Here is an 18,348-nt window from a genome sequence, read left to right as displayed (position 1 = left end):
TTTCCCACGCAGGACCACCGGCGGGAAGCGTCCCGCCACTGCCTCAGGAGGCACCCAATGGCCGATCCGCAGCGCGCACGCAAGATGGCGGACCGCATCAAGGAAGTCGTCGCACGTCGACTCGACAAGGGTCTGCGGGACCCGCGACTCGGGTTCGTCACGATCACCGACGTCCGTGTGACCGGTGACCTGCAGCACGCGTCGATCTTCTACACCGTCTACGGCACCGACGAGGAGCGTGCGGACTCCGCCGCGGCGCTCAAGGCCGCGACCGGCATGCTCCGGTCCGAGGTCGGCAAGAACATCACCGCCCGGCTCACGCCGTCGCTCGAGTTCATCGCCGACGCCCTGCCCGAGACCTCGGCGCACATGGAGGACCTGCTCGTCCAGGCTCAGGTGCGCGACGAGCAGGTCCGCGCAGCCTCGGTCGGTGCGACGTACGCCGGGGACGCCGACCCGTACAAGCGCGACGAGGACGACGACGCCGACGACGACGCGGCCGAGACCGACGGTTCCGCCGAGCCGCGTTCCTAGACCCCGGGCAGCTGGTAGCCGCTCGCGTCGTCCCCGACGGCCAGTCCGTCACGCAGGAGCGACGCGAGCGCCCGGTCGCGCTGGTCGGCGTCCGGCCACACCGGTTCGATCTCGGACCGGGTGACCGGCACGTCGCTGGCGCGCAGCTCGGCCATGATCAGGCCACGCACCTGGCGGTCACTGCCGGCGAACTTCGCCTGCCGCGGAGCCCGCGGCCCGTCGTGCTCCGGGTACCCGGCCGCACGCCACGCGCAGCGGTCCGCGATGGGGCACGCATCGCACGCGGGGGAGCGTGACACGCACACGAGCGCGCCGAGCTCCATCACGGCGGCGTTCGTGGCGGCTGCGTCGTCGCGGTCGGCCGGCAGCACGGACTCCATCAGCGGGAGGTCCTGCTTCGCCTTCGCCGGCCCGGGTTCGCCCTGGCCGAGGACCGCACGCGCGAGCACGCGGCGCACGTTGACGTCCACGACCGGGTGCCGGTCGCCGTACGCGAAGACCGCGACGGCGCGGGCGGTGTAGTCGCCGATGCCCGGCAGCGCGAGCAGGGCGTCGACGTCGCGCGGCACGACGTTGCCGTGGTCGGTCGCGATGGCGGTCGCCGCCGCGTGCAGCGCGAGCGCGCGTCGCGGGTAGCCGAGCCGGTCCCAGGCACGCACCGCCTCGGACGGGGGCGAGTCCGCGAGGTCGCGAGGCGTCGGCCACCGGGTGAGCCATGCCTCCAGTCGGGGGACCACGCGCGCGACCTGCGTCTGCTGCAGCATGATCTCGCTGACGAGCGTCCCCCACGCGGGGAAGCCGGGGCGGCGCCAGGGCAGGTCCCGCGCCTGCTGCCGGAACCACGCGATCAGCGGGGGCGCGATGTCGGGCTGTTCCGGCGTGGCCGGCTCCTGCACACGGCGTCGCGCGGTCGGTTCGTCCACATCCGGTCTGGAGGCCCGACTCGCGTTCACCTCGACAGCCTACGGTGGGTGCATGGCACGCTGGGCACCCGAAGAGACCGACACGATGGCTGCGATCGCTGCAGAGGCGATCGCGCAGGTCGGCACGAACCGCACGGTCATCGGCGTCGACGGGCAGGACGGCACCGACCTCGAGCGGGTCGCGGCCGCGCTCGTCACCGGTTTCGAGCAGCACGGGGTCTCCGCGATGGCGGCCGCCGCGCCGTCCGCCGACCAGGACACGCTGCGGTCCGACCTGGTGACGCCCTTCCGCACGACCGGAGCCGGTGACGGTGTCCTGATCGTGCACGGACGGGGCATCCTGGCCCCCGGGGTCCGTACCCTGTGGCGCTGGTCGCTGTGGGTCGAGCAGGAGTCCGGCCGACTCGAGCGCCGCGCCGACGTGAAGATCGCGGCCTCCGCCGTGCTCGACGTCACCGATCCCGAGCACCCCCGCCGCGAGTGGAACGACGCCTGCTGACCGGCGCTGGTAATCTCGCCTGGTGCTCGAAACCGCGCCGGACGGCATCCTCCTCGTCGACAAACCGCAGGGGATCTCCAGCCACCGGGTGGTCTCCATCGCCCGCCGGCGCCTCGGCCTGAAGAAGGTCGGCCACGCCGGCACCCTCGACCCCATGGCGACGGGGCTGCTGCTGCTCGGCATCGGGCCGTCCACCCGGTTGCTGACGCACCTGGTGGGCCTCGACAAGACCTACACGGCGACCATCCGGCTCGGTGTCTCCACGGACTCCGACGACGCCGACGGCACGCCGACCGCTGCGGTCGGTGTGGGAACTGCCGACGTCTCGGACGACGCCGTCGAGACCGCCGTCGCAGCACAGCGGGGCGTGATCGACCAGGTCCCGTCCACGGTCAGCGCGATCAAGGTCGACGGGCGCCGCGCCTACGACCTGGCGCGCAAGGGCGAGGCGGTGGAGCTCAAGTCCCGCACGGTGACCGTCTCGCAGTTCGACGTCACGACGCGGAACGAGCGGACCGTCGCCGTCGACGGCACCGACGTCGCCGTGGTGGACCTCGACGTCGTCGTGACCTGCTCGTCGGGCACCTACGTCCGCGCGCTCGCCCGTGACGTCGGCGCTGCCCTCGGCACCGGGGCGCACCTCGTCGCGCTCCGGCGGACCCGTGTCGGACCGTTCGACGTGCAGGACGCCATCGACCTCGAGGACGACGCCGTCGACGTCCGCGCCGCGCTCGCACGTCCGGCGGACATCGCCCGGCGACTCTTCTCGTCGGTGACGCTCGACGCAGCCTCGGCGAAGGACCTCACCGACGGCAAGCGCGTCGCGGCCGAGCACCCCGACTCGGACGGACCGGTGGCAGCGGTCACCGCGTCCGACGACCGGCTGGTCGGCCTCGTCTCCGTCCGCCGGGGGCTGCTCCGGGTCATCACGAACTTCCCGACGCCCGGTGCGTCGTCCTCCTCGCAGACCGGAGCCCGCGCGTGATCGAGTGGTACATGTGGGTGCAGCTGGTGCTCGCCGTCGTGGTGGGGCTCTTCGCGGTCGTCGTGGGGTTCATCGGCTGGAAGCCGAACGACTACACCGTCGGCGCCCTCGTGCTCATCGAGTTGCTGCTCCTTGCGCAGGGCGTCATCTCGATCGTGCTGCCGGCGACGGGCAGCCCGCCCGACGGCAACGCGCTCGAGTTCGGCGTGTACGCCGTTTCGGTGCTGCTCGTCCCACCGGCCGCGGTCGTGTGGGCACTGATCGACCGCACGAAGTGGAGCACCGTGGTGCTCGGCGCGGGGGCCTTCACCGTCGCGGTGATGGTCTACCGGATGTACCAGATCTGGTTCGCGCTGAACTGACGCCGGAGGTCATGCGCGCAGCCGTGCGTCGGTAGAATCGGTGCAATGGCGACCAGATCCTCACTCGCGACCGGCATCGGCCGCGTCCTCATCGCCGTGTACGGCATCCTCGCGCTGGCGGCGACCGGACGCAGCGTCGTGCAGATCATCGAGAAGTTCTCGTTCGCACCGTTCGCGTACACACTCAGTGCCATCGCTGCCGTCGTCTACATCGTCGCGATGATCGCCCTCATCGTGCCCGGCCGGTTCTGGTACCGGGTCGCCTGCGTCACGATCGTGTTCGAGATGACCGGCGTGCTCGTCATCGGCACCCTGTCGCTGTTCGACCGCCAGCTGTTCCCCGACGACACCATCTGGTCGTACTACGGCTTGGGCTACGCCTTCGCGCCGCTCGTGCTGCCGATCGCCGGGCTCTGGTGGCTCCGCAAGCACCACCGCACCGCGGTCACCGAGCCGTCGGCACCGGCTGCGTCCTCGTCCACCGCCCCGGCGAGCGAGTAGGAGCCACCGTGCAGTTCTACGAGGACACCGCCGACGTGGCGGACGGGTTCGGCCCGAGCGCCGTCACCATCGGCAAGTTCGACGGCGTGCACGTCGGGCACCGAGCCGTCATCGCACACCTCGAGCGCGCCGCCCGCGAGCACGACCTCGTGGCCACCGTGGTCACGTTCGACCGCCACCCGCTCAACGTCATCGACCCGCCGCACGTCCCGCCGGCACTGACCAGCACCGCGCAGCGCCGCGAACTGCTCGAGGAGGCCGGGGTCGACGCCACCCTGCTGCTCCGCTTCGACCAGGAACTGCAGTCGAAGTCGCCCGAGGCGTTCGTGTCCGAGATCCTCGTCGACACCCTGCACGCCCGGCTCGTCTTCGTCGGCAGCGACTTCCGCTTCGGTGCGAAGGGCGCCGGTGACGTCGCGTTGCTGCGGACCCTGGGGGAGCAGCACGGCTTCACCGTCGAGCTCATCGACGACGTGGACCTCATCGACGACGTCCGACCCGACGGTGAGCGCCGGGTGTCCTCCACCTGGATCCGGGAGCTCCTGGGCCAGGGCCGCGTGGCCGAAGCCGCACGACTCCTCGGGCGGGAACACGCCGTGCGGAGCGTCGTGGTGCACGGCAACCAGCGCGGCCGTGCGATGGGGTACCCCACCGCGAACCTCGACCCGGCGTGCGAGGGCTTCGTCCCCGCCGACGGCGTCTACGCCGCCCGGGTGCTGCACGACGGCACCGTCTACCCGGCAGCGGTGTCGGTCGGCAACAACCCGACGTTCGAGGGTGTGCCGGCGAAGCAGATCGAGGCGCACCTGCTCGACGTCGACATCGACCTGTACGGCGATCGGATCTCGGTGCTCTTCGTGTCGTACGTGCGCGGCATGGTGAAGTTCTCGTCGATGGACGAGCTCGCCGCGCAGATGCGGCAGGACGACCTGGACATCCGGCTGCTGCTCGGACTGCCCGCGCCGGTCTGACCTGCCGAGCACACTGGTTCCCCCCCGCACGACGACGCCCCCGTGACCGATCGGTCACGGGGGCGTCGTTCGTGGTTCGGAAGCTCAGCCGCCCAGGGCGTCGAGCCAGATCTTGCGGGCATCGAGGGCTTCCTGCGCGTCCTTGATCTTTCGGGCGTCACCGGTGGCCTGCGCCGCGGCGAGCTCGGACTGGAGCTTGCCGATCGCGTCTTCCAGCTGGCTCGCGAGGCCGTTCTGACGGGCCTTGCGCTCCGGGTTCGATTCCTTCCAGTGCGCGTCCTCGAGCCCACGGACGTGGTCCTCGATGGCACGCAGGCGGTCCTCGACCCGACGGACGTCACCGCGGGGGACCTTGCCGATCTCGTCCCAGCGGCGCTGGATGCCGGTGAGGGTCTTGCGCGCGGCGACCCGGTCGGTCGCCTGCAGGAGCGGCTCGGCCTCGGTCAGCAGGGCCTGCTTCGCCTCGAGGTTGGCGGAGAACTCTTCGTTCTCGGCTGCGCTCTCGGCGTGGCGCTGCTCGAACAGCACGTCTCCGGCGGCCTTGAAGCGCGCCCAGAGTGCGTCGTCGTGCCGCTTGCCGGCGCGCCCGGCGTTCTTCCAGTCGTCGAGGAGCTGGCGGTAGTCCGGGATCGCGTCGGAACCGCGGGGCGCGAGGGCCTCGGCCTGCGCCACGAGCTCCTGCTTGCGGGTCCGGGCGTCACGGTGCTGTGCGTCCAGCTCGGAGTAGAAGGCACGACGGTGCTGGTCGACGGTGGACCGCGCTGCGCGGAACCGCTTCCACAGGTCGTTCGCCTCGTTCTTGGGGATCCGCGGCCCGTCGTGCTGGTGCTGCTGCCAGCGCGCGAACACGTCGTCGAGCTGCGCCGTGATCTGCTTCCACTGCGCGCGTGCGGGGTCCACCGCGGCGAGTGCCTCGGCTTCCTCCACCAGGGCGGTGCGGTGCGCCAGGGCGTCCTGCAGGGCCTGCTGCGCCTGCTCCGCCTGCTCCTTGGTGAGCGAGCCGAGCTGCTCGGCGAGAACGCCGACGCGGGTCTCGAGCGACTTGATGTCGCCCACCACCCGCGCGTCGGCGACCAGGGCCGTCAGGTGCTCGACCGTCCGGGCGACGTCGTTCGCCGACGCACCGCGCTGGACGCGCTGCTCGGCGATCTTCACCTGCCCCTCGAGGTCGGCGTACTTCCGCGCGAAGTAGGCGAGGGCTTCTTCGGGGGTGGCGTCCGGGTACTCACCGACAGCACGTTCGGTCTCTTCGTACCGGACGTACACGGTCCCGTTCTCGTCGACCCGCCCCCAGGTCGTTGCTTCGTCAGATCCCACAGGTCTCGCCTCGATCGTGGTCGTGCATCGCCAACGTCACCGTCGGCACGGTCAGGTCGTCAGCCTATTGCACGGACGGGCTCCGCCGCCCGACCGGTGCGACGGGTTGTGGACTACTTCTGCTCCGCGATGGTCGCGTCGGTGATCTTCGTCGCCACCTTCGGCTCACCGGTGCCGTCGCTGCCGGGGGACGCGATGCCCTTCGCGGCGATCTTCGACTCGAGCTCGGACAGACCGCTCGTGACCTTGCCGACGACCGTGTAGCCGCCCGTGGAGCCGTCGAGCGTGGTGTCCCCGTAGACGATGAAGAACTGCGTCGACTGCGAGTACGGGGAGTCCGACCGCGCGATCGCGATGGTGCCCTTCTCGTAGACGCCGTCCGCCGGCACGTTCTCGAGCGGGCCGTACTCGAAGCCGGCGTCGCCGGTGCCGTCGCCGTTCGCGGAGCCGCACTGCAGGAACTTCAGGCCGTCGCTGTCGGCGAGCCGGTGGCAGGTGGTGCCGTTGTAGAACTGCTCCCGGATCAGCGAGATCTCGGCACTCGTGGCCTGCGGCGCCTTGGCACCGTCCAGCTCGATGCCGAGGTCGATGCTCTTGTTGAGCGTGAGCGTGCCGGTCCAGGTCGCGCCCTTCGCGATCGACTTGCTCGGCACGTCGCCGGTGTTGCCGGCCGTGGCACTGGCCGACGGCGTGGCCGTCGACGACGCGGAGGCGCTCGGGGCCGGGGCGTCCGACCCCCTCGAGCCGGCGAAGGCGAGCTGTGACCCGGTGGCGAGGGCAGCGACGAGGACGAGGGCACCGGCACCGATCAGGTTGTCCCGCACGCGGCGGCGTCGCTGCCGCTCGTGGAGGCCCTGGCGGGCCTGGTAGAGGCGGAGGCGCTCGCGCGCCTCTCGGTTGTCACGCGCTGGGTTCTTCGGTGCCACGGTGCTGGTCTGCCCTCTCGTCGCAGTGTGCAACGAGCGTAGCCGAACGGTCACCACCACCACCTGGCGGGAGGCGCGGCCTGCGTCGGTGGACCGGCCTACGATTGCAGGATGGCAGCGGATCGTTCGGGAATGCACGCGCCCACCACGGGTGGTCGCGCCGGTCTCGCGCAGGGTTCCGTCCCGCTCGCCGTCCGGATGCGCCCCACCAGCCTCGACGAGGTCGCCGGTCAGCAGCACCTGCTCGGCCGGGGTTCGCCCCTGGTGCAGCTCGCCACCGGCACGCGTGAGAACCCCGGCGGGGTCTCCGTCATCCTGTGGGGACCGCCGGGCACCGGCAAGACCACGCTGGCGCAGGCCATCGCACGGCAGTCCGGTCGCGAGTTCGTCGAGCTCTCCGCCGTGACCGCCGGCGTGAAGGACGTGCGCGAGGTCATGGAGAAGGCACTGACCCACCGCGACCTGTACGGGTCGACCACGGTGCTGTTCCTCGACGAGATCCACCGGTTCAGCAAGGCCCAGCAGGACGCCCTGCTGCCCGGCGTCGAGAACGGGTGGGTCATCCTGATCGCCGCCACCACCGAGAACCCGTCGTTCTCGGTCATCTCGCCCCTGCTGTCCCGCTCGCTGCTCCTGACGCTCAAACCGCTCACCGATCCCGACCTCGGCATGCTCGTCGACCGCGCGGTGGAGGACCCCCGCGGGCTCGGCGGTGCCGTCGTCCTCGGTGACGAAGCCCGCAGTGCGATCATCCGCCTCGCGTCCGGCGACGCCCGACGTGCCCTGACCGCGCTCGAGGCCGCGGCGGCGTCGGCCACCGCCGCGCAGGACGAGGACGACGACACCGTGCCCGTCGTCGACGCCGACACCGTCGCGGCCGCGGTCGACCGAGCCCTGCTGCGCTACGACCGACAGGGCGACGAGCACTACGACGTCATCAGCGCGTTCATCAAGTCGGTGCGGGGGAGCGACGTCGACGCCGCCCTGCACTACCTCGCCCGGATGATCGAGGCCGGCGAGGACTCCCGGTTCATCGCGCGGCGGATCATCATCTCCGCGTCCGAGGACATCGGCATGGCCGACCCCCAGGCGCTGCCCATCGCGGTCGCGGCGGCCCAGGCCGTCCAGCTCATCGGGATGCCCGAGGGGCGGATCCCGCTGGCCGAGGCGGTCGTCTACCTGGCGACGGCGCCGAAGTCGAACGCCGCCTACAACGGCATCAACCAGGCGATGGCCGACGTCAAGGCGGGGCGCATGGGCACGGTCCCGATGCACCTGCGCGACGCGCACTACGCCGGGGCGAAGCGCCTCGGGCACGGCAAGGGGTACGTCTACTCCCACGACGCCGAGCACGGGGTCGCCGAGCAGCAGTACCTGCCGGACGCACTCGAGGGCACCGAGTACTACACGCCGACGGCCAACGGCTACGAGCGCGAGGTCGGGCCGCGGCTCGAACGACTCCGGAAGATCACACGCGGGCACTAGTGGCGGTGCTTCTGCGCTCGCCCCGATGCTGCTAGCATTGCCGGGCCTACGTCCTGGTCCTCGAGCACGGCTGCGTCGAGGACAGAGTGCCACTCCGGTGGTACGGGGGCAGAGGTTCGGACTGTAGCCGTCCGATCCCACAGGCTCATCCCTCTGGATCCCGTCGTCGGGGCCACCGGCACTCGCGTGCCCGGCCTCCGGTGAGTATTCAGTTCGAACAGAGAAAAGGACCCTGTGTCTACCAAGTCACGTACCCGCAGCAAGACCCGCCTGTCGCGCGCACTCGGCATTCCGCTGACGCCGAAGGCCGCCCGTTACCTCGAGAAGCGCCCCTACGGGCCCGGTGAGCACGGCCGTACGCGCCGTCGTGCGGACAGCGACTACGCCGTCCGCCTCCGTGAGAAGCAGCGTCTGCGCGCCCAGTACGGCATCCGCGAGAAGCAGCTCCGCATCGTCTTCGAAGAGGCCCGCAAGACGAAGGGCCTGACCGGTGAGAACCTGGTCGAGCTCCTCGAGCAGCGCCTCGACGCCCTCGTGGTCCGTGCCGGCTTCGCCCGCACCACCGCGCAGGCCCGTCAGCTGATCGTGCACCGCCACATCCTGGTCGACGGCAAGCTCGTCGACCGCCCCTCCTTCCGCGTCAAGGAGGGCCAGCTGATCCATGTCAAGGCGAAGTCCGAGTCGATGGAGCCCTTCCAGGTCGCCGCTGCCGGTGGCCACCAGGAAGTCCTCCCGAAGGTCCCGGGCTACCTCGAGGTCGAGATCGAGAAGCTCCAGGCCCGCCTCGTGCGTCGCCCGAAGCGCGCCGAGGTCCCCGTGACCTGTGAAGTGCAGCTCGTCGTCGAGTACTACGCAGCTCGCTGATCCACTGATCACACCCGAACGGCGGGTCGTCCTCTCGAGGGCGACCCGCCGTTCGGCGTTCCGGCACCGCCCTCCGCTTCGCAACACGCCGTCGTCTCGGCGACGCGCCTCCGGGTGCGCGAGACGCCCCCGGTTTCGGCGGCGTCCTGCCGACACGACGGCGTCTTGTGTGGGGCAGTGGACGTGAGCAGGGGCGGACGGGAGGCGCGGGGTGCGCCGTGCGCACGGCCTCCAGCCCGGCCCCTGGTTGGTCCGCAACACGCCGTCGCCTCGGCGACGCGCCTCCGGGTGCGCGAGACGCCCCCGGTTTCGGCGGCGTCCTGCCGACACGACGGCGTCTTGCGGACGGGGACGCGCGGAAGTGCCCGGCGACTAAGGTTGTCCGGGCATGCACCGCCCGGGTGCACAGAGGGAGAGGCACCGTGAAGCAGCTGTTCTTCGTCGCCGTCGGCATCGTCATCGGGTTCGCCGTCGCACACCGGGTCGCCCAGACCTCCGGTGGCGCCCGGCTCTTCGCCGAGGTGAACGCCAAGACGAAGGCCTTCACGGGTGCCGTCGCGGACGGCTACCGGTCGCGCGAGGCCGAGCTCCGTACCGACGTCTGAGCGCTCCGACCGAGCAGCCTCGACCCTCCTCCACCCACGACCTGAACCCAGGAAGCACCATGCAGACCGCAGAGATCCGCCGCCGTTGGCTCCAGTACTTCGGTGACCGCGGCCACACCGTCGTCCCGTCCGCGTCCCTCGTCTCCGACGACCCGTCGCTCCTCTTCACGGTCGCCGGCATGGTGCCGTTCATCCCGTATCTGACCGGTCTCATCCCGGCGCCGTTCCCGCGGGCGACGAGCGTGCAGAAGTGCATCCGCACGAATGACATCGAAGAGGTCGGCAAGACCCCTCGCCACGGCACGTTCTTCCAGATGAACGGCAACTTCTCGTTCGGCGACTACTTCAAGGAGCAGGCGATCCAGTTCGCCTGGGAGTTCCTGACCAACCCGGAGACCGACGGCGGACTCGGCTTCTCGCCGGACGACCTCTGGGTCACCGTCTACGAAGAGGACGACGAAGCGATCGGCTTCTGGAAGCAGCACTCGTCGCTGCCCGACGAGCGGATCCAGCGCCTCGGCAAGGACACCAACTACTGGTCGACCGGACAGCCCGGACCTGCGGGTCCCTGCTCGGAGATCTTCTTCGACCGTGGCCCCGAGTACGGCATCGACGGCGGCCCGGCGACGGACGACGACCGCTACGTGGAGATCTGGAACCTCGTCTTCATGCAGTACCAGATCGCCGACGTGCGGTCGAAGTACGACTTCGAGATCACCGGTGAGCTGCCGAACAAGAACATCGACACCGGCATGGGGCTGGAGCGCGTCGCCTTCATCAAGCAGGGCGTCGACAACATGTACGAGATCGACCAGGTGCGCCCGGTGCTCGACCGCGCAGCCGAGATCTCCGGCCGACGCTACGGCGCCGTGCACGAGGACGACGTGCGGATGCGCGTCATCGCCGACCACGTCCGTTCCTCGCTGATGCTCATCGCCGACGGCGTGAGCCCGTCGAACGAGGGCCGCGGGTACATCCTCCGTCGGCTGCTCCGTCGCACCGTCCGCGCGATGCGCCTGCTCGGTGTCGAGGCGCCCACGTTCCCCGAGCTCTTCCCGGCGTCCCGCGACGCGATGCGCGACGCCTACCCCGAGGTGGCGTCCGACTACGACCGGATCTCCCGCATCGCCTACGCGGAAGAAGAGACCTTCCTCCGCACCCTGGCGCAGGGCACGACCATCCTCGACGTGGCCGTCGAGCGTGCGAAGCAGGACGGCGCCCCGTCGATCGGCGGTGACACGGCGTTCCTGCTGCACGACACCTTCGGGTTCCCCATCGACCTGACGATGGAGATGGCCGAGGAAGCCGGGGTCCACGTCGACCGCACGGCGTTCGAGACCCTGATGTCCGAGCAGCGTGCCCGGGCGAAGGCCGACGCGAAGAGCAAGAAGACCGCGATCGCCGACCTGAGCGTGTACAGCGCGTTCCGGGCCAAGGGTGAGACGACGTTCCTCGGCTACGACGCGCTCGAGGCCGAGACGCGTGTGCTCGGCATCATCGTCGGCGGTGTGAGCGTCGACCGTGCGGTCGCGGGTGACATCGCCGAGGTCATCCTCGGCGAGACCTCGCTGTACGCCGAGTCGGGCGGCCAGGACGCCGACCAGGGCTCGATCGTCGGCAACGGGTTCGACCTCGAGGTCCTCGACGTCCAGCGACCGGTCTCCGGGCTGTGGAGCCACACCGTGCAGGTCCGCTCCGGCGAGGTCGGCGTCGGTGACGCCGCGAGCACCGTCGTCGACGCGGAGTACCGCCGCGGCGCGACCCAGGCACACTCCGCGACGCACCTGGTGAACGCGGCGCTCCGCGACATCCTCGGGCCGGAGGCGCTGCAGGCCGGTTCGTACAACAAGTCCGGCTACATGCGCCTCGACTTCTCGTGGTCGCAGCCGGTCTCGCTCGAGACGCGCTCCGAGATCGAGGAGGTCGTGAACACCGCGATCCGCACCGACCTCGAGGTCTCCACGCGCATCCTGCCCATCGACGAGGCGAAGGCCCTCGGGGCGCAGGCCCTGTTCGGTGAGAAGTACGGTGCAGAGGTCCGCATGGTCGACATCGGCGGCCCGTGGTCCCGCGAGCTCTGCGGTGGCACGCACGTCGCCTCGAGCGCGCAGATCGGACTCGTCAACCTGGTGGGGGAGTCGAGCGTCGGTTCGACGAACCGCCGCGTCGAGGCGCTGGTCGGGCTCGAGGGGTTCCGCGACCTCGCCGTCGAGCGCACGATCGTGTCGCAGCTCTCCAGCGCGCTCAAGGCTCCCCGTGCGGACCTGCCGGCCCGCGTGCAGAACCTGATGGAGGACCTCCGGTCCGCCCAGAAGAAGCTCGCCGAGTACGAGTCGGCGAACCTGCAGCAGCGCGTGCCCGCCATCGCCCGGAACGCCACCACCGTCGGTGCCACCACCGTGGTCGCCGAGACGGTCGACGGGCTGCAGTCCGGTGACGACCTGCGCTCGCTCGCCACCGGCGTCCGGGGCCAGCTCGGTGACGGCGCGGCCGTCGTCGTGCTCGGTGCCGTCGTGGGCGGCAAGCCGATCGTGATCGTCGCGACGAATGACGCCGCCCGTGCTGCGGGCGTGCAGGCGGGCCCCCTCGCGAAGGAGGCCGCCGGCGTGCTCGGTGGCGGTGGCGGCGGCAAGCCGGACCTGGCGCAGGGCGGCGGGACGGACGCAGCAGCGCTCCCCGCGGCGCTGCGTGCCGTGACCGCACGGCTCGCGGGCTGACCGTGGGCATCCGGTCCGGGCGGCGGCTCGGCGTGGACGTCGGACGCGCCCGGATCGGGGTCGCCGTGTGCGACCGCGACGGCCTGCTGGCGACGCCGGTCGAGACCGTCCGTCGCGACGACTCGAAGGACCTCCGGCGCATCCTGGAGCTCGCGGACGAGTACGACGTGCTCGAGGTCGTCGTCGGACTGCCGCTGTCGATGTCGGGTGGGGACACGGCCTCCACCGAGGACGCCCGCGTGTTCGCGGCCCGGATCGCGGCGCGTCGGCCGGTGCGCCTCGTCGACGAACGACTGTCGACGGTGACCGCCCAGCGAGGGCTGCACCAGGCCGGCAAGAACACGAAGAAGTCCCGGGCCGTGATCGACCAAGCAGCCGCTGTTATCATTCTGCAACACGCGCTCGACCACGAGCGCAGTGCCGGTGCCCCTCCGGGCACCACGCTTCCCTGACAGGGCTGCCCGGTACCGCACATGGGTGCTCTCGTCGTCAGCTGCGAGGACGACGGTGCCCAGGTGGAGTTCCCGACCGAGAGACCGAGGACGTTGGCAGACGATCTGGACTGGAACGCGATCATCGCGCCCGGCAACGACGCCGAGCGGCGGAAGGCGACTTCCGACCGCACGACAGGCACCGATGACCGCGACGACGCTGGTCAGGTGACCCCACCGCCGGCGCCTCCGATGTCCCGACGCGAAGCCCGCGCCCTCGAGGCCGAACGAGCCCGCGTCGCAGCAACCGAGGAGCCGCCGGCCGCCGAACGGACCGCCGAGGCCCCGCCAGCCGCACGCGACGAACGCCCTGCGTCCCCCGCCGACGCACCGGTCGCCACCCGCCCCGAAGACCTGCACCCCGAGGTCGCCGCACTGCTGACCGGCGAGCTGTCGACCGAGCCCGCGGTGACCGCCGCGGCCGGCGGGTCCGGCGCCGACGGGACGGACGACGGTGACGCGACCGGCGGCGGTGGTGCCGCGGGAGGCGGCGGACGCGGGGGACGAGGCGGCGGAGGACGCGCCTCCAGGCCGCCCCGCGAGCCACGGCCGAAGCGCCGGCGCGGACCGCTCGTCGCGGGGCTCGTCATCGTCGCGGTCGTGCTCGCGGCCGGCGTCGGGGCGTACACGTTCGCCGCACCCAAGATCCAGCAGCTCATCGCGGCGATCAGCGGCGCGCAGGAGCCAGACGACTACACGGGCAACGGCACCTCGAAGGTGACCATCACGATCAAGCAGGGCGACATCGGCGAGAACGTCGCCGCGACGCTGCAGCGCAGCGGCGTCGTCAAGGACTCGAAGGTGTTCTACAAGCTCCTGCTGGCATCGCCGGACGTGCAGTTCCAGCCCGGTTCGTACGCGCTGAAGAAGCAGATGAGCTCGAAGTCGGCGCTGGCGGCCCTGCAGGACAAGGACAACCGCGTCCAGGCGTCGATCATCATCCCGGAGGGCACGGCACTCGCCGACATCAAGGCCGGGATGGTCTCGAAGGCCGGCCTGACCGAGAAGCAGGTCGACGCGGCCGCGAAGGACCTGTCGGCCTACGACCTGCCGTCCGGCGTCACGACGCTCGAGGGCTGGCTCTTCCCCGCGACCTACCCGATCAACCCGGGCTGGACCGCCGAGCAGTACTTCAAGTCGATGGTCGACACCATGAAGGAGCACCTGTCCGCCGCCGGCGTCAAGGAGGCCGACCAGGAGCGCACCATCGTCTTCGCGTCGCTGGTGCAGAAGGAAGCCGGCCTCGCGGCCGACTACCCCAAGGTCGCCCGGGTGTTCCAGAACCGCCTCGACCAGGGGATGAAGCTGCAGTCCGACGCCACGGTCGCGTACGGCACGGGCAACACGCACACCGTGACGACCACGGACGCCGAGCGTGCGGACGCCTCGAACGAGTACAACACCTACGTGCACGAGGGGCTCCCGCCCGCACCGATCTCCAACCCGGGTGACATCGCGATCAAGGCCGTGACGAACGAGGCCCCGGGCAAGTGGCTGTACTTCGTGACGGTCGACCTGGAGTCGGGCAAGACCGTCTTCTCGGACACCTACGACCAGCACCTGGTGGCGGTCGAGCAGTTCCAGGCGTGGCTGCGGGCGCACCCCGACTACCAGTAGGCGACGACGTCGCACGGACGATCGCTGTGGGAGGATTGCGGCATGCTTCGTTGGTTGACTGCTGGTGAGTCCCACGGACCCGAACTGATCGCCATGCTCGAGGGCCTGCCCGCGGGTGTCCCGGTGTCGTTCGAGTCCATCCGTGCCGATCTCGCGCGCCGCAAGCTCGGCTACGGCCGTGGCTCGCGGATGAAGTTCGAGCAGGACGAGCTGCACGTGTCCGGCGGCGTCCGGCACGGCTACTCGCTCGGCAGCCCCATCGCGATCCGCATCGGCAACACCGAGTGGCCGAAGTGGGTCGAGGTCATGAACCCCGAGCCGATCGAGTCCACCGAGATGTCCCGCGGGCGGAGCGCGCCGCTCACCCGACCGCGACCGGGCCACGCTGACCTGGTCGGCATGCAGAAGTACGGCTTCGACGAAGCGCGCCCGATCCTGGAGCGTGCGAGCGCCCGCGAGACCGCCGCGCGCGTGGCGCTCGGTGCCGTCGCCAAGTCGTTCCTGGCCGAACTCGGCATCCGCTCGGTGGCACACACCCTGCAGGTCGGGACCGTCCGGGTCCCCGACGGCACGGACCTGCCGCTGCCCGACGACGTGGACCGCCTCGACGAAGACCAGCTGCGCTGCTTCGACGCCGAGACCTCCGCCCGCATGGTCACCGAGGTCGAGGCCGCGAAGAAGGACGGCGACACCCTGGGCGGCGTCGTCGAGGTGCTGTTCTACGGCGTCCCGCCGGGCCTCGGCTCGCACGTGCACTGGGACCGCCGGCTCGATGCCCGCCTCGCAGCGGCGATCATGGGGATCCAGGCCATCAAGGGGGTCGAGGTCGGTGACGGCTTCGCGACCGCCGGCCGCCGGGGCTCCGCCGCGCACGACGAGCTGTACCGCGAGGACGGCGAGATCTACCGCACGAGCGACCGCGCCGGTGGGACCGAGGGCGGGATGTCCACGGGCACCGTGCTGCGCGTCCGCGCCGGGATGAAGCCGATCGCGACCATCCCGCACGCCCTGCACACGGTTGATGTCGTCTCCGGTGAGGACGCCTCGGCGCACCACCAGCGCTCGGACGTCTGCGCCGTGCCCGCGGCGGGCGTCGTCGCCGAGGCGATGGTGGCCCTGGTGCTCGCCGACGCGGTGCTCGAGAAGTTCGGTGGCGACAACGTCGTCGAGACGAAGCGCAACCTCGACGCCTACCTCGCGGCGATCCCGGAGACCCTGCGCACGCGCCGGACCGAGCCGTCGGCGACGTCGACCGACCTGTGAGCACCGACGTCCGACGCGCCGACGCGCCCGTGGTCGTCATCGGCCCGATGGGTGCCGGCAAGTCGAGCGTCGGCAAGCGGGTGGCGAAGGCCCTCGGCGTCCCGTTCACGGACACCGACCGGGTCATCGTGCGCGAGCACGGGCCGATCCCCGGGATCTTCGCCGACCGCGGCGAGCCGGCGTTCCGCGCGCTCGAAGCCCAGGCGGTCCGGGCGGCGCTGGCCACCGGCGGCGTGATCGCCGTGGGCGGGGGAGCCGTCACCCACGCGGACACCCGGCAGGCCCTGAGCGGCGCGCGCATCGTCCTGCTCACCGTGTCGCCCGAGGCCGTCGCCGACCGGATCGCCGGGTCCGACCGGCCCCTGCTGGCGAACGGCGGGATCGACGCCTGGCAGACGATCATGGACGAGCGGGCCGCCACCTACGCCGAACTCGCGCACGTCGTGGTCGACACGTCGCGCCGGCCGATGTCCCGCGTGGTCGACGAGGTCGTCACGTGGCTGCGCAGCGACGCCGGCACCACCGCCGCGCCCGGCAGCACGACCAGCAGCACCACCAGCACCGAAGGAGCACCGTGACCGAGTCGACCCTGCCCGCCGGGACCACCGAGATCCGGGTCGGCGGTGACGACGGCTACACGGTGGCCGTCGGCACGGACCTGCTCGGTGCCCTGCCCGCGATCCTGGGCCCGCGTGTCGCCAAGGTCCTCATCGTGCACTCGCCGACGCTCGGTGCCCGGGCGAACGAGCTCCGCGCGCTCCTGGTCGAGGCCGGGCTCGAAGCCCTGATCGCCGAGGTCCCCGACGCCGAGGGCGCCAAGCGCGTCGAGGTCGCCGCGTTCTGCTGGCAGATCATGGGGCAGGCCGACTTCACCCGCACCGACGCGGTGATCGGCCTCGGTGGCGGCGCCGTCACCGACCTGGCCGGCTTCGTCGCCGCGACCTGGCTGCGCGGTGTGCCGTACGTGGCCGTCCCGACCAGCGTGCTCGGCATGGTGGACGCCAGCGTCGGCGGCAAGACGGGCATCAACACGAACGAGGGCAAGAACCTGGTGGGCGCCTTCTACGCCCCCCGTGCCGTCGTCGTGGACCTCGACCTCGCCCGCACGCTGCCGCGCAACGAGATCCTGACCGGGTTCGCCGAGATCGTGAAGGCCGGGTTCATCGCCGTTCCCGAGATCCTGGACATCGTCGAGGCCGACGTCGACCGGGTCACCGACCCGACGACCCCGGAGTTCCGCCGGGTCGTCGAGCTCGCCATCGCGCTCAAGGCCGAGGTCGTCTCGGACGACTTCACGGAGCAGGGCCGACGCGAGATCCTGAACTACGGGCACACCCTCGGGCACGCGATCGAGCACGCCGAGCGGTACCAGTGGCGCCACGGGGCAGCGGTGTCGGTCGGCATGGTGTTCGCCGCCGAGCTCGCCCGACTGACCGGCCACCTGGACGACGCCACGGTCGATCGGCACCGGGCGATCCTCGAGTCGCTCGACCTGCCGACCTCGTACGGCGTCGGGCGCTGGCAGGGGCTGCTCGCCACCATGCGTCGTGACAAGAAGGCCCGTTCCGGCATGCTGCGGTTCATCATCCTGGACGGCGTCGGCAAGCCCGTCGTGCTCGAGGGCCCCGAGGACCACCTGCTCTTCACCGCCTACCAGGAGGTCGGCGTCTAGCCACGCCGGTCAGCGCAGGATCCGTCGCATCCTGCGCCACCACCAGGTGACACGCGTCGAGACGGTGACCACACCGGTGCGCTGGGATTCCCGCCATTCGTCGACGGTGGCGCCGTGGTCCCAGGCGAAGAGGACGTCGTCGTCCTCGTCGAGGTCGGGCGCGTCGGGGAGCGGTCGCAGGATCGACATCAGTCGGAGGCCCTTCGTTCGTCGTCGTCAAGTGCCTGGTCGGCGCTGGCTCGCCTGCGGAGCGCTCGGCTCGCGAGTCGGCGATCGGCCTTCGACCACCACGGTACGGTCTCCAGGTCTCGGAGCACCGTTGTCGAAATGTCGTATGTGTTCATGTCCGGCCGCTGCGTGACGGCCCAGGTGAACCGATGCCAGGCGTGGTCACGATCGGACGTCCGTCGACTCTGGAACGCCCCGAACCAGCTGACGACGGCCGCGACGATCGCCGCTCCGGCGGCGATGCACGCCGCGATCAGTGCTGTCTCCACGGCACGAGTGTCCGCTCCAGGACCGAGCCCCGCGCCGGGCCCGCGCCGACCTGTGGAAGCCGCGCCGGGCCTCCAGGCTGTGGAGGAGGACAGACGACGCGACGGACCGGGCCACCCAC

20 protein-coding genes are annotated in these 18,348 nt (G+C 71.1%); 15 read left to right on the top strand and 5 right to left on the bottom strand.

What is annotated here, in order from left to right; translation table 11 throughout:
- Nucleotides 1-57: 57 nt before the first annotated feature.
- The gene (rbfA, locus tag DEJ29_RS10210; RefSeq protein WP_110864589.1) at nucleotides 58-534 is read left to right on the top strand and encodes a 30S ribosome-binding factor RbfA; all 477 of its coding nucleotides are present in this window, start codon (nucleotides 58-60) and stop codon (nucleotides 532-534) included.
- On the opposite strand, the gene DEJ29_RS10205 is transcribed toward rbfA, so the two are convergent.
- A complete protein-coding gene (locus tag DEJ29_RS10205) occupies nucleotides 531-1,457 on the bottom strand; it encodes an iron-sulfur binding domain-containing protein (RefSeq protein WP_502866875.1) in 927 nt (308 codons plus the stop codon). The genes rbfA and DEJ29_RS10205 overlap by 4 nt on opposite strands.
- A gap of 52 nt (nucleotides 1,458-1,509) precedes the next feature.
- Between DEJ29_RS10205 and DEJ29_RS10200 the strand changes: the two genes are divergently transcribed.
- Genes DEJ29_RS10200 through DEJ29_RS10180 form a run of 5 tightly spaced genes read left to right on the top strand, consistent with a single transcriptional unit; the run spans nucleotide 1,510 to nucleotide 4,775 of the window.
- A complete protein-coding gene (locus DEJ29_RS10200; protein ID WP_111094232.1) occupies nucleotides 1,510-1,956 on the top strand; it encodes a hypothetical protein in 447 nt (148 codons plus the stop codon).
- 22 nt (nucleotides 1,957-1,978) lie between these two features.
- Complete coding sequence (gene truB / locus DEJ29_RS10195; RefSeq protein WP_111092658.1) at nucleotides 1,979-2,941, top strand: tRNA pseudouridine(55) synthase TruB; 963 nt, start codon at nucleotides 1,979-1,981, stop codon at nucleotides 2,939-2,941.
- The gene (locus DEJ29_RS10190) at nucleotides 2,938-3,303 is read left to right on the top strand and encodes a hypothetical protein (RefSeq protein ID WP_071403707.1); all 366 of its coding nucleotides are present in this window, start codon (nucleotides 2,938-2,940) and stop codon (nucleotides 3,301-3,303) included. The genes truB and DEJ29_RS10190 overlap by 4 nt, the downstream gene beginning before the upstream one ends.
- A 45-nt stretch (nucleotides 3,304-3,348) precedes the next feature.
- The gene (locus tag DEJ29_RS10185) at nucleotides 3,349-3,804 is read left to right on the top strand and encodes a hypothetical protein (RefSeq protein ID WP_071403708.1); all 456 of its coding nucleotides are present in this window, start codon (nucleotides 3,349-3,351) and stop codon (nucleotides 3,802-3,804) included.
- A gap of 8 nt (nucleotides 3,805-3,812) precedes the next feature.
- On the top strand, nucleotides 3,813-4,775 hold the full coding sequence (locus DEJ29_RS10180) for a bifunctional riboflavin kinase/FAD synthetase (RefSeq protein ID WP_071414720.1): 963 nt from the start codon (nucleotides 3,813-3,815) through the stop codon (nucleotides 4,773-4,775).
- A gap of 84 nt (nucleotides 4,776-4,859) precedes the next feature.
- Here the strand turns inward: DEJ29_RS10180 and DEJ29_RS10175 are convergent, their stop codons facing one another.
- Nucleotides 4,860-6,092 (bottom strand): DUF349 domain-containing protein, encoded by a 1,233-nt coding sequence (locus tag DEJ29_RS10175; RefSeq protein ID WP_110864584.1) that lies wholly within the window; start codon nucleotides 6,090-6,092, stop codon nucleotides 4,860-4,862.
- 113 nt (nucleotides 6,093-6,205) lie between these two features.
- Nucleotides 6,206-7,018, bottom strand: a complete 813-nt coding sequence (locus tag DEJ29_RS10170; protein WP_111094233.1) for a peptidylprolyl isomerase — start codon at nucleotides 7,016-7,018, stop codon at nucleotides 6,206-6,208.
- A 132-nt stretch (nucleotides 7,019-7,150) separates the two neighbouring features.
- Here DEJ29_RS10170 and DEJ29_RS10165 point away from each other — a divergent pair, with 132 nt between their 5' ends.
- From DEJ29_RS10165 to aroB, 9 genes are all read left to right on the top strand, one after another.
- Nucleotides 7,151-8,503 (top strand): replication-associated recombination protein A, encoded by a 1,353-nt coding sequence (locus tag DEJ29_RS10165; protein WP_084740335.1) that lies wholly within the window; start codon nucleotides 7,151-7,153, stop codon nucleotides 8,501-8,503.
- Between the two features lie 234 nt (nucleotides 8,504-8,737).
- Complete coding sequence (rpsD, locus tag DEJ29_RS10160; RefSeq protein WP_017887166.1) at nucleotides 8,738-9,367, top strand: 30S ribosomal protein S4; 630 nt, start codon at nucleotides 8,738-8,740, stop codon at nucleotides 9,365-9,367.
- Between the two features lie 422 nt (nucleotides 9,368-9,789).
- Entirely contained in the window at nucleotides 9,790-9,972 is a 183-nt protein-coding gene (locus DEJ29_RS10155) for a hypothetical protein (RefSeq protein WP_027465751.1), read from the top strand.
- A 59-nt stretch (nucleotides 9,973-10,031) separates the two neighbouring features.
- Nucleotides 10,032-12,689 carry an alanine--tRNA ligase gene (gene alaS / locus DEJ29_RS10150; RefSeq protein ID WP_111046417.1) on the top strand — a complete coding sequence of 886 codons (2,658 nt, stop codon included), beginning with the start codon at nucleotides 10,032-10,034 and terminating at the stop codon, nucleotides 12,687-12,689.
- A gap of 8 nt (nucleotides 12,690-12,697) precedes the next feature.
- Nucleotides 12,698-13,141, top strand: a complete 444-nt coding sequence (gene ruvX / locus DEJ29_RS10145) for a Holliday junction resolvase RuvX (RefSeq protein WP_171907752.1) — start codon at nucleotides 12,698-12,700, stop codon at nucleotides 13,139-13,141.
- A gap of 93 nt (nucleotides 13,142-13,234) precedes the next feature.
- On the top strand, nucleotides 13,235-14,797 hold the full coding sequence (gene mltG / locus DEJ29_RS10140) for an endolytic transglycosylase MltG (protein WP_181438119.1): 1,563 nt from the start codon (nucleotides 13,235-13,237) through the stop codon (nucleotides 14,795-14,797).
- A gap of 42 nt (nucleotides 14,798-14,839) precedes the next feature.
- On the top strand, nucleotides 14,840-16,060 hold the full coding sequence (aroC, locus tag DEJ29_RS10135; protein WP_110858979.1) for a chorismate synthase: 1,221 nt from the start codon (nucleotides 14,840-14,842) through the stop codon (nucleotides 16,058-16,060).
- Nucleotides 16,057-16,638, top strand: coding sequence for a shikimate kinase (locus DEJ29_RS10130; RefSeq protein WP_111039074.1), 582 nt, complete (start codon nucleotides 16,057-16,059; stop codon nucleotides 16,636-16,638). The genes aroC and DEJ29_RS10130 overlap by 4 nt, the downstream gene beginning before the upstream one ends.
- The gene (gene aroB / locus DEJ29_RS10125; RefSeq protein WP_111094235.1) at nucleotides 16,635-17,732 is read left to right on the top strand and encodes a 3-dehydroquinate synthase; all 1,098 of its coding nucleotides are present in this window, start codon (nucleotides 16,635-16,637) and stop codon (nucleotides 17,730-17,732) included. The genes DEJ29_RS10130 and aroB overlap by 4 nt, the downstream gene beginning before the upstream one ends.
- Before the next feature lie 9 nt (nucleotides 17,733-17,741).
- Here the strand turns inward: aroB and DEJ29_RS10120 are convergent, their stop codons facing one another.
- A complete protein-coding gene (locus tag DEJ29_RS10120) occupies nucleotides 17,742-17,921 on the bottom strand; it encodes a hypothetical protein (protein WP_111094236.1) in 180 nt (59 codons plus the stop codon).
- Nucleotides 17,921-18,229, bottom strand: a complete 309-nt coding sequence (locus DEJ29_RS10115; RefSeq protein WP_181438120.1) for a hypothetical protein — start codon at nucleotides 18,227-18,229, stop codon at nucleotides 17,921-17,923. The genes DEJ29_RS10120 and DEJ29_RS10115 overlap by 1 nt, the downstream gene beginning before the upstream one ends.
- Between the last annotated feature and the right edge of the window lie 119 nt (nucleotides 18,230-18,348).

Source organism: Curtobacterium sp. MCPF17_021, from assembly GCF_003234605.2.
In the GTDB taxonomy this organism is placed as follows: domain Bacteria; phylum Actinomycetota; class Actinomycetes; order Actinomycetales; family Microbacteriaceae; genus Curtobacterium; species Curtobacterium flaccumfaciens.
The sequence above is the reverse complement of the archived record's forward strand: the minus strand, read 5'-3'. Positions and strand labels throughout refer to the sequence as shown.